Consider the following 9,371-nt stretch of genomic DNA (forward strand, 5'->3'; position numbering starts at 1 on the left):
GGCAATCGACGGACGACGTCCGGCGCGCCCACTAACGGGTTCCGATCGGTCGCGGCGGTCAGATGCCGGACGGTGTCCGCGCGAACCCCGTGGTCGCCGGGAGCACGGTACCCGCGGTTCCCGCGCTGCTCACGAATGCCCTTGCGCATGGATGCCCACCGGTAGCGCCCACCCTTTATGCTCGATAATTATGTGCTCTCCAAGCGCGACACTGACGGTGTGGGCGAGCTCCTGGCTGGCCGGCCGCAGTGCGCCCGACGACGTTTTGGCCGCCTTGCACGCCTGGGCGCCGAAGCACACGATCGCGGCGGGTGACCCGTTCACCGGCGGCCGCACCGACCTACCTTGGTCCGCGCACGGCAATCTGCCGGGAAGCGGAGTCATGGCGCTGTTGAAGGTGATTCGCGAAACGATGGCCCAGCCCGGTTCGCAGCTGCGGTTGGTGCTCCCCGTCCCCGGAGACGTGCGCGGAGTCCCCACGGGCACGGCGTTCGCCGCCGACGCGATCGAGGCGGAGGAAGGCATCCTGATCGGTGTGCCGGGTACCGACGGCACCGGCCTCATCCCGCAGTGGGCCGACGACGACACCCTGCAGTGGACCGTCTACAGCACGCCCATCCCGGCGGCGCCGGGTCCCGACATGTCGCTCGGCGAGGCCGAATACGCGATGCGCGAAGCGGTCCGCGATGCCGCCGACGCGCTGATGAAACTGCACACCACCGCACTGAGCGCGGCCGACTCAGATCCGCGCGAACTCATCGAAGCCGAGCTCGCCGACTACTCGCGGCACGACTATCCCGAGTCGATCCCATTGCGCGCCAGGCGCATTCTCGATACCGCCGATCACGTGGCGGCCATCCTCACCGTGGCGCAGCGGGAGCCCGCTTCGGCGCCCACCTCGGCCACCGCGATCGGAGCGCAGGAATCGCTGCTGCGTCCGCTGTGGGACGCGATCCGCGCCGCTCGTCTGGTCGCCGTACACGCCTCGGCGCGCGGAAGCCGCTGACCAGGATCGCGGGCGGTGTGACATGCGAATTCTCCGTCGTGGCCGCACAGCCGCCCTCGCCGTGCTCGTCGGTCTCGGCCTGCACGCCCCCGCCTCGGCGATCGTGGGCGGCGCCGACGCCACGACCGCGGAGTATCCGTGGCTGGCGGCCATCGGCACGCCGTTGTTCCTCAACCGTGCCAACGGCCAGTTCTGCGGCGGCGCGCTCATCGCGCCGGACCAGGTGATCACCGCGGCGCACTGCGTGGCCCTCACGCCGCCGCTGGCGCAGACGCTCACCGTCACCTTCGGCCGCGACGACCTGCGCGGCAACGCCGGAAACACCGTACAGGTGAAGGACATTCGCATTCATCCCGGTTTCCGGGTGAGCGGTCTGGACGCGACCGCGGTCTATCGGAACGATGTGGCGATTCTGACCCTCGACCAGCCACAGCCCGGTCCGACCGTCGGCATCGCTGCGCCCGGGCCGGGCGCCGGAACCATCTTGGGCTGGGGAGCGACCTCGGAAGCCGGCGAAGGCAACGCCCAGCTGCACACGGCGAGCGTCTCCCTGGTCACCGACGCCGAGTGCGCCGCCGCCTATGGTTCCGCCTTCGATCCCTACACCATGCTCTGCGCCGGTAGTCCGACCGCGGGCGCCACCCAATACGACAGTGGCGGACCGCTTCTCGTCGACGGCCGGCTCACCGGCCTCATCTCCTGGGGCGAGGGCACGGCCCGCCCCGGCTTCCCTGATGTCTACACCCGCCTCACCGGCATCGAGTTCTGACGCTCCGGCGGGTGGCGATCACTGCTGCGGCGGGTGCGGCGGCTGATACGGCTGCTGCGGTTGATACTGCTGCTGCTGAGGGTACTGCTGGTACTGCTGCTGCTGGTAGGGCTGCTGGTACTGCGGAGGCGTCGGGTACTGCGGTTGCCCCGAGAAGTCCTGCTGCGGCGGATACGGTTGCGGGTACTGCTGCGCCTGCGGGAACTGCTGCTGGTACTGCTGCTGCGGATACTGCTGCTGGGACTGGTTCGAACTCCCTCGCTTGCGCAGCCAGACCACCAGTCCGATGACTACGACGACGACCCCGATGCACAGCAGCAAACCGCCGATCGAGAACCCGCCACGGCCACTGCTACGGCTGCGGCGCCTGGCCTCGGTGGCGTCGAGAGCCACGGTCCACACCTGCGCATCGGACCAGGCGTGCGGATCGAGCAGTGCGGCGTTGGTCAGAACGTCGGCATAGGTCATCGAGAGTTACCCCCCAGAAAGTCGGATTCGGCGATCGGTCGCAGGCGATGCTATCGCCTGACCCGCCTCAGTTCCCAGCAGTGGGACGGCGCGGCACCGCGCAGCAGCCGACCGCACATGGTGCGCCGTCAGGTGTGCAGCCGTATCCCGCGACCTCGCCGAGCCGACGGGGTTCGATGCCGCGCACCTGCTCGCGGACCAGTTCGACGACCAGGTTCGCGAAGCGCGGATCGGTTCCCGGTGTCGCGGCCCGGACGAAGCCCATACCGAGCTCGGCGGCTTTCTGCGCGGCCTCGTTGTCCAGATCCCAGATAACTTCGAGATGATCCGAGACGAAACCCACGGGACAGACGACTACGGCCTGGACCCCTTTGGCGGCGAGGCCGTCCAAGTGGTCGACGATGTCCGGTTCCAGCCACGGCACCTGCGGCGGACCGGAACGAGACTGCCAGACGACGTCGTAGTCGGTGAAACCCGTTGCCGCGGCACACAATCGGGCCGCATCGGCGACCTGGCGGCTGTAGAGCCGCCCACCGTCGGCGGGCGGACCGGCGGCGGCATCGGCCGACACCGGAATGGAGTGCGCGGTGAACACCAGTCGCGCCTCGGCGCGCTGCTCAGCCGCGAGCTGATCGCGCGCCGCGCGGATAGCGTCGGCGAACGCCTCGATCAGCAGCGGGTGGTCGAAGTACTGGCGCAGCTTGAGCAGTTCCGGCGCGCCCGCGCCGGAAGCCGCACGCGCCCTGGCGATGTCCTCGTGGTACTGCAGGCAGCCGGAGTAGCCGCCCCACGCCGAGGTCGGGAAGACCAGTGCGGAGCCGACACCGTCGGCGGCCATCCGCGCGACGGTGTCCTCCACTATGGGATGCCAGTTCCGGTTACCGAAATAGACCGGCAACTCCAGGCCCGCGGCGGCCAATTCCGCCTCCACCGCCGCGATGATGTCGCGATTGAGCGCGTTGATCGGCGAGACACCGCCGAAGTGCAGGTAGTGCTCGGCGACCGCTTCGAGACGCTCGCGCGGCACACCCCTGCCCCGGGTGACGTTCTCCAGGAACGGCATCACGTCTTCGGGACGCTCCGGACCGCCGAAGGACAGCAGCAGCAGCGCGTCGGCGGTACGAACCACGGTGTCTCCCATCGAATCCGCTCAGTTGATCGCCATGTCCTCCGGGAACCAGGTGTTGTGGCTGGCTCCGCCGTCGACGTAGATGATCGAGCCGGTGGTGCCCGGCAGCCAGTCCGACAGCAGCGCCACGATCGACTTCGCCACCACCGTGGGGTCGTCGACGTCCCAGCCGATCGGCGAGGCGCCGTCCCAGTAGGTGTTGAGCTGGTTGAGCTTGGCCGCGTCGTCGGTCGCGGTGCCGGCGATCGCCTTGGCGGCCAGCGTCTTGATCGGACCGGCGGCGATGAGGTTGGAGCGGACCTTCTTGGCCGCGCCCACCTCCCGCGCGACGTACCGGTTCACCGACTCCAGGGCCGCCTTGGCCACGCCCATCCAGTTGTAGTACGGCATCGCGGTGCGCGGATCGAAGTCCATGCCGACGATCGAGCCGCCCTCGTTCATCACCGGCAGCACCGCGCGCGACAGCGAAGCGTAGCTCCACGCCGAGATCTCGAACGCCTTGGCGGCGTCCGGACCCGGTCCGTCCAGGAACGGCCGGGCCTCCGGCCCCATCAGGGTGCGGGGTGCGAAGGCGATCGAGTGCAGCACTCCGTCGATCCCCTGCGGAGCCAGTTCCCGCAGCTTGTCGGCCAGGCCGGCGAGATCCTCTTCGCTGGTGACATCGAGCCCGATGGCCGGCGGCACCTCCTGGGGCAGGCGCTTGGCGATCCGGTCGATCAGCCGCAGCCGCTCCGGGATGCCGGTGATGATCACCTTCGCGCCCTGCTCCTGCGCGACGGCCGCCGCGTGGAACGCGATCGACGAATCGGTGATGATGCCCGTGACCAGGATGGTCTTGCCTTCGAGCAGTCCGCCCATGAGTTCTCGGTTCTCCTGAAATTCGAATGTGGGGGTTGGCTGCGGGCGGCCGTGACCGCCCGCGCTACGCGTTCGGGGTGGTCAGTGGCCCATGCCCATGCCGCCGTCGACGGGGATCACCGCGCCGGAGACGTAGGCGGAATCCTCGGACGCCAGGAAGCTGACGACGGCCGCGATATCTTCCGGCTGACCGAGCCGCTGCAGGGGAATGAACTTCTTGGCCATGTCGCGCATGTCCTCGGGCAGGTCAGCGGTCATGTCGGTCTCGATGAAGCCAGGGGCGACGACATTGGCGGTGATCGAGCGTGAGCCGAGCTCACGGGTGATCGAGCGGGCCAGACCGATCACACCGGCCTTGGAGGACGCGTAGTTGATCTGGCCGGCTTGGCCGCTCATGCCGACCACGGAACCGAGAAAGATCATCCGGCCCCAGCGCGCACGCAGCATCGCGCGGTTGGCCCGCTTGGCGCACCGGAACGCGCCGGTCAGATTGGCGTCGAGCACCTTGGTGAACTGCTCCTCGGTCATCCGCATGAGCAGCGTGTCGTCGGTGATGCCCGCGTTGGCCACGAGCACTTCGACCGCACCCTGATGCGCCTCGACCTCGGCGAACGCGCGGTCCACCGATTCACTGTCGGTCACATCGCATTTCACACCGAACAGACCGTCCGGCACCCCCGACCCACGATGCGTGACGGCCACCTTGTGACCGTCGGCAAGCAGACGCTGCGCGACCGCGAGTCCGATGCCGCGGTTACCGCCGGTCACCAGGACCGACCGGGATGTGAGGTTCGACATGGGGTTCAACCTACCTGGTCGGATCGATAGGCCACGACCGGGCCGCCACGTTTGTCCGACCGCCATCCGAGCGCGGATTTGTTGGTGAAACGCCACAATGACAGCGCGAATCGAAGCCCGCCCATGCCGACCGGCCGGTGGTGCCCGCGAAGGAGACCACCGGCCGGTCGACATTCGAGAAATGGGTCGCTTTCACCCGCCCTCGGCGAATGACGCGGGACGGAGACCGCTCAGCAGTCGGGGCACCACGTCACAGACAGCGCGTCGAACCCCAAATCGGCCACCTGCTCACCGGGGCTGACGTAGCGATACGGCCGACCACCGTCACAGTTGTGGCTGGCCGTGAACAGCAACTCGACGCTCGTATTGTTGATCACCGATCTGGTGCTCGGATCTCCCGCCGGGCCGCAATAGTTGTGGAAATTCTTGGTGTTGAGGGTGACGTTCTTCGCCGTTCCGGAGTAACCCGCCCCGGAATACTGACATAGATTGCCTGCTGGACAGCTCGCCGCCGACGCCTCGGGCGGCGGAGCCACGACCAGCGCCAGCGCGGCAAACGCTATCGCGGAGACAATCGCTGGAATGCGCATATTTCCTCCCCTTGTGGGGCGACACTCCCTTGCCGCCCACCACGGGTACGGTAACACGCGACAGCGCCTATGACGCGGTGTATTCGCCCATGCCCCTTGCTGTTTGCGGTGCTAAGGCAGACGCTGGCGATACAGCAGACCGGTCACCACTCCCGCCGCGACAACCAGCAATCCGAGCAGCATCCACGGGCGACTGGCGTCGCCTCTGGTCAGCTCGTAGCCGATCTGTTCCTCCAAGGTGTCGTAGACCTTCGTGAGCTCCTGCAGCGACGACGCGGTGTAGAACTCCCCGCTGGACAGTCGTGCTATCTCGCGCATGGCGTCGTCGTCCACTTCGACGCGCACTTGGTCCTTGCTGCCGTCCTCGCGGGGAATCTCGACGACGCCCCAGCGGGTGCCGAACGAAATCGTCGAGATCGGAACCTTCTTGGTCTTCGCGAGGCGGGCGGCGACGTACTCGTGCCGGGGATTGTCGACGTCCTTGAAATCCGGCACGGTCTGTTTTCCGTCGGACATCAGGACGATCCGGGCAGGCGGTGGCTCCTGGGCTCCGCCGAGCACCGTCGCGAGCGTCTCGATCGCCTGTAGCGCGGTGAGTATGCCTTCGCCCGTGGCTGTTCGCTCGGCGAGCTTGGCGTTATCGATGGCCGCCTTGACGCCCTCGTGGTTGGTCGTGGGCGAGACCATCACCGAAGCGGTGCCTGCGAAGGTGACGAAACCGATGTTCACGCCCTCGGGCAGTCCGTCGACGAAGTCCTTGCCCGCTTGTTTGGCGACCTGGATGCGGCTCGGGGCCACGTCGGTCGCCTCCATCGACAGCGACACGTCCATCACCAGCATGACGGTCGCCCGATTGCGCGGCACCTTCTTGACCGCGGTGGGCCCCGCGGCGGCGACGGTGAGGAACACCAGGCCGACCAGCAGCAGCGCGACAGCCACGTGCCGGAACGGGCTCGGCCGCGAGGGCGCGACCTTCTCCAGCAACTCCATGTTGGTGAACTTCAACATGTGCTTGCGCCGGTTGCGCTGCACCAGGACGTAGCCGAGCGCGATCAGCGCGATGACGGCGAGGAATCCGAGCCAGATCTGTGCGGTGAAATGCGAAATACTCACTGACGTGGCACCCGCCCGGTCGGGGCGCCGAAGCTGTGGCGCCGGGTGGACACGAACCGGACCACGTCGGCGATCCAGTCCCGATCGGTTCGCAAGGTCAGCACCGGTGCGCCGCAGCTGCGCAGGGCCTGTTCGACCTGCTCACGGTGGCGCTGCGCGGCGGCCGCGAAATCGGCGCGCAAGGAGGAGGTCACGCTGAACTCGCGGGTGCGCCCGGTCTCCGGGTCGTGCAGCACGACGTCGCCGATGTCGGGCAGCGACAGATCACGCGGGTCGAGCACTTCGACCGCGAGCAGGTCGTGCCGGGCCGAGATCGCGCGCAACGAGCGCTGCCAGTCGATGTCACCCAGGAAGTCGCTGATGATCACCGCGAGTCCGCGTTTGCGCTGCGGACGGCGCAGCGATTCGATGCCGCCACGCAGGTCGCCGCGCACACCGTCGCGCGCGTGCGGTGTGGTCGCGATGCTGCGCAGCAGCGACTGGGCGTGCACCCGCCCACCGCGCGCCGGGATACGGGTCAACCGTTCGCCGGTGGCGACGACCGCGCCGATCCGGTTGCCGCCGCCGCTGGTCAGATGGGTGATCGCGGCGGCGGCGGCGATGGCGAGATCGCGCTTCTGGCAGGCGGCGGTGCCGAAGTCGAGACTGGCCGACAGATCGACGACCATCCAGGTCTCCAGCTCCCGGTCGGCGATCATCTGCCGCACGTGCGGATGGGTGGTCCGGGCGGTGACCGACCAGTCCATCTGGCGGACGTCGTCACCCGGCTGGTAGGCGCGCGCCTCGCCCGGCTCGGAGCCGGGTCCGGGAATGAGACCGAGATGATCACCGTGCAGGACGCCGTCGAGCCTGCGGCGCACGGTGAGTTCGAGGGTCTTGAGCGCGACCGTGAGCCTGGGGTCGGTCAGCTCCCCTGCGTGGAAGGACGGCGGTGCGTGGGACGATGACATCGGCACTGGCGCAACCGGATCCGATGCCGAGGTCACTTCGGCGGGATGGTGCCCGCGGGCTGCGACTGCTGCCCGTTGGGCGGCTGGGGCACCGCCTGCTGCGGCGAGGGCGGCTGCGGAATCTGCTGTTGCTGCGGGGCGCTCTGCGCCGGGGCGGCGGGCGCGCCCGGCGCGACGGCCTGCGGGGCGACCTGCGGCATGCCGACGGTCTGCAGAACACGCTTGATCACGTCTTCCGGGCTGATCTCGTCGGCGAGCGCGTCGTAGGACAGCACCAGACGATGACGCAACACGTCCGGAATCACTTCGACGACGTCCTGCGGCACCACGTAGTCGCGGCCGCGGATCAGCGCGACCGCACGGGCCGCGGCGATGATGCCGAGGCTGGCGCGCGGCGAGGCGCCGTAGGCGATCCAGCTGGCCACGTCCTGCATGCCGAAATCGGCCGGCTTGCGGGTCGCCGCGATCACCCGGACCACGTAGTCGACCAGAGCATGGTGCACGAAGGTGTTGGCCGCGACCTTCTGCAGGCGGATCAGTTCCTCCGGCTCCAGGATCCGGCCCGCCTCCGGCGGGGTGACGCCCATCCGGTAGATGATCTCGCGCTCCTCCTCCACGGAGGGGTAGTCGACGACGACCTTGAACAGGAAGCGGTCGCGCTGCGCCTCGGGCAGCGGGTACACGCCCTCGCTCTCGATCGGGTTCTGCGTCGCCATGACCAGGAACGGGTCGGGCATCGGGTAGGTCTTGCCGCCGATCGACACGTGCCGCTCGGCCATCACCTCGAGCAACGCCGACTGCACCTTGGCGGGCGCGCGGTTGATCTCGTCGGCGAGCACGAAGTTCGCGACGACCGGGCCGAGTTCGGTGTCGAACTGCTCGCGACCCTGCCGGTAGATGCGGGTACCGATGAGGTCGGTGGGCACCAGGTCGGGCGTGAACTGGACCCGGGAGAACGAGCCGCCGACCACCTTGGCGAAGGTCTCCACCGCGAGCGTCTTGGCGATGCCGGGGACGCCTTCCAGCAGGACGTGACCACGCGCGAGCACGCCGACGAGCAGCCGTTCGACCAGGCGATCCTGGCCCACGATCACCCGCTTGACCTCGTAGATCGCCTTCTCCAGGGTCTGGACGTCACGCTCGAGGGTGCTGGGCGTGGAAACCGGCACATCCTTCGCCGAGTTCGCTCCGCTCACACCGTCCGTCGAAGTCACCAACATCCCCGCTTTCGCCTTGGTCCTGTGCGTGCTGCCACAACTATTCCAGGTAATCACCGCCTGTGCCGCAACCGGACCCGACAGAATGGGAATTCGACGGTCCCGCGACCCGGCGCGATACCCGGAATGTCCGATCTCAGGAGACGACGCGCACCGCGAACGGCATGATGCCGCCCTCCCGGACCGGGGACACTTTGACCACGTCGCCGGACTCCGGCGCCTCCACCATCTTCCCGTCGCCGAGATACAGCGCCACGTGCTGGCTGCCGTTCGGCCCCCAGAACAGCATGTCGCCGCGTTCGCGATCACCGACCGGCACCCGGGTGCCCGCGTTGTACTGGTAGCCGCTGTAGTGCGGCAGCGAGACGCCGATGCCGGCGAACGCGTAGAGCATCAATCCCGAGCAGTCGAAGCCCACCTTGTTGTAGTCGCCGTGCCGGTCGGCGACGCCGCCGTCACGGATGCCGAGGGTC

At 68.3% G+C, this 9,371-nt stretch carries 11 protein-coding genes; 2 read left to right on the forward strand and 9 right to left on the reverse strand.

The genetic code is table 11. The features are described from left to right. Positions 1 to 190 precede the first annotated feature (190 nt). Positions 191 to 1,006 (forward strand): Rv1486c family protein, encoded by an 816-nt coding sequence (locus ON19_RS17655; RefSeq protein WP_043693533.1) that lies wholly within the window; start codon positions 191 to 193, stop codon positions 1,004 to 1,006. A gap of 22 nt (positions 1,007 to 1,028) precedes the next feature. Beyond that, the gene (locus ON19_RS17660) at positions 1,029 to 1,775 is read left to right on the forward strand and encodes a S1 family peptidase (protein WP_043693536.1); all 747 of its coding nucleotides are present in this window, start codon (positions 1,029 to 1,031) and stop codon (positions 1,773 to 1,775) included. A gap of 18 nt (positions 1,776 to 1,793) precedes the next feature. On the opposite strand, the gene ON19_RS43135 is transcribed toward ON19_RS17660, so the two are convergent. The 9 genes from ON19_RS43135 to ON19_RS17705 all read right to left on the reverse strand — a co-directional run. Further along, positions 1,794 to 2,243 carry a hypothetical protein gene (locus ON19_RS43135; protein WP_043693540.1) on the reverse strand — a complete coding sequence of 150 codons (450 nt, stop codon included), beginning with the start codon at positions 2,241 to 2,243 and terminating at the stop codon, positions 1,794 to 1,796. A 67-nt stretch (positions 2,244 to 2,310) separates the two neighbouring features. Continuing rightward, positions 2,311 to 3,372, reverse strand: coding sequence for a ferrochelatase (locus ON19_RS17670; protein WP_227954702.1), 1,062 nt, complete (start codon positions 3,370 to 3,372; stop codon positions 2,311 to 2,313). A gap of 21 nt (positions 3,373 to 3,393) precedes the next feature. After that, on the reverse strand, positions 3,394 to 4,230 hold the full coding sequence (gene inhA, locus ON19_RS17675) for an NADH-dependent enoyl-ACP reductase InhA (RefSeq protein WP_043693545.1): 837 nt from the start codon (positions 4,228 to 4,230) through the stop codon (positions 3,394 to 3,396). 81 nt (positions 4,231 to 4,311) lie between these two features. Continuing rightward, complete coding sequence (gene fabG1, locus ON19_RS17680; protein ID WP_043693548.1) at positions 4,312 to 5,028, reverse strand: 3-oxoacyl-ACP reductase FabG1; 717 nt, start codon at positions 5,026 to 5,028, stop codon at positions 4,312 to 4,314. 230 nt (positions 5,029 to 5,258) lie between these two features. Continuing rightward, positions 5,259 to 5,618: a peptidase inhibitor family I36 protein gene (locus ON19_RS17685; RefSeq protein WP_043693551.1), complete on the reverse strand. Its 360-nt coding sequence runs from the start codon at positions 5,616 to 5,618 to the stop codon at positions 5,259 to 5,261. Positions 5,619 to 5,729: 111 nt separating this feature from the next. Beyond that, entirely contained in the window at positions 5,730 to 6,731 is a 1,002-nt protein-coding gene (locus ON19_RS17690) for a VWA domain-containing protein (protein WP_043693554.1), read from the reverse strand. After that, positions 6,728 to 7,681 (reverse strand): DUF58 domain-containing protein, encoded by a 954-nt coding sequence (locus tag ON19_RS17695; protein ID WP_043693557.1) that lies wholly within the window; start codon positions 7,679 to 7,681, stop codon positions 6,728 to 6,730. Before ON19_RS17695 ends, ON19_RS17690 begins: the two co-directional genes overlap by 4 nt. A 32-nt stretch (positions 7,682 to 7,713) precedes the next feature. Further along, positions 7,714 to 8,901, reverse strand: coding sequence for an AAA family ATPase (locus tag ON19_RS17700; RefSeq protein ID WP_043693560.1), 1,188 nt, complete (start codon positions 8,899 to 8,901; stop codon positions 7,714 to 7,716). A 133-nt stretch (positions 8,902 to 9,034) separates the two neighbouring features. Beyond that, the coding region (locus tag ON19_RS17705) for an NlpC/P60 family protein (protein ID WP_043693562.1) at positions 9,035 to 9,371 on the reverse strand (337 nt) is incomplete at its 5' end.

It is taken from the genome of Nocardia abscessus NBRC 100374, from assembly GCF_000308455.1.
Classification (GTDB): domain Bacteria; phylum Actinomycetota; class Actinomycetes; order Mycobacteriales; family Mycobacteriaceae; genus Nocardia; species Nocardia abscessus.

Excerpts from the sequence above, each read along its gene's own strand:
- ON19_RS17655 (WP_043693533.1), top strand. The coding sequence starts at position 191 with ATGTGCTCTCCAAGCGCGACACTGACGGTGTGGGCGAGCTCCTGGCTG.
- ON19_RS17660 (WP_043693536.1), top strand. The coding sequence starts at position 1,029 with ATGCGAATTCTCCGTCGTGGCCGCACAGCCGCCCTCGCCGTGCTCGTC.
- ON19_RS43135 (WP_043693540.1), bottom strand. The coding sequence starts at position 2,243 with ATGACCTATGCCGACGTTCTGACCAACGCCGCACTGCTCGATCCGCAC.
- inhA (WP_043693545.1), bottom strand. The coding sequence starts at position 4,230 with ATGGGCGGACTGCTCGAAGGCAAGACCATCCTGGTCACGGGCATCATC.
- fabG1 (WP_043693548.1), bottom strand. The coding sequence starts at position 5,028 with ATGTCGAACCTCACATCCCGGTCGGTCCTGGTGACCGGCGGTAACCGC.
- ON19_RS17685 (WP_043693551.1), bottom strand. The coding sequence starts at position 5,618 with ATGCGCATTCCAGCGATTGTCTCCGCGATAGCGTTTGCCGCGCTGGCG.
- ON19_RS17695 (WP_043693557.1), bottom strand. The coding sequence starts at position 7,681 with ATGTCATCGTCCCACGCACCGCCGTCCTTCCACGCAGGGGAGCTGACC.
- ON19_RS17700 (WP_043693560.1), bottom strand. The coding sequence starts at position 8,901 with ATGTTGGTGACTTCGACGGACGGTGTGAGCGGAGCGAACTCGGCGAAG.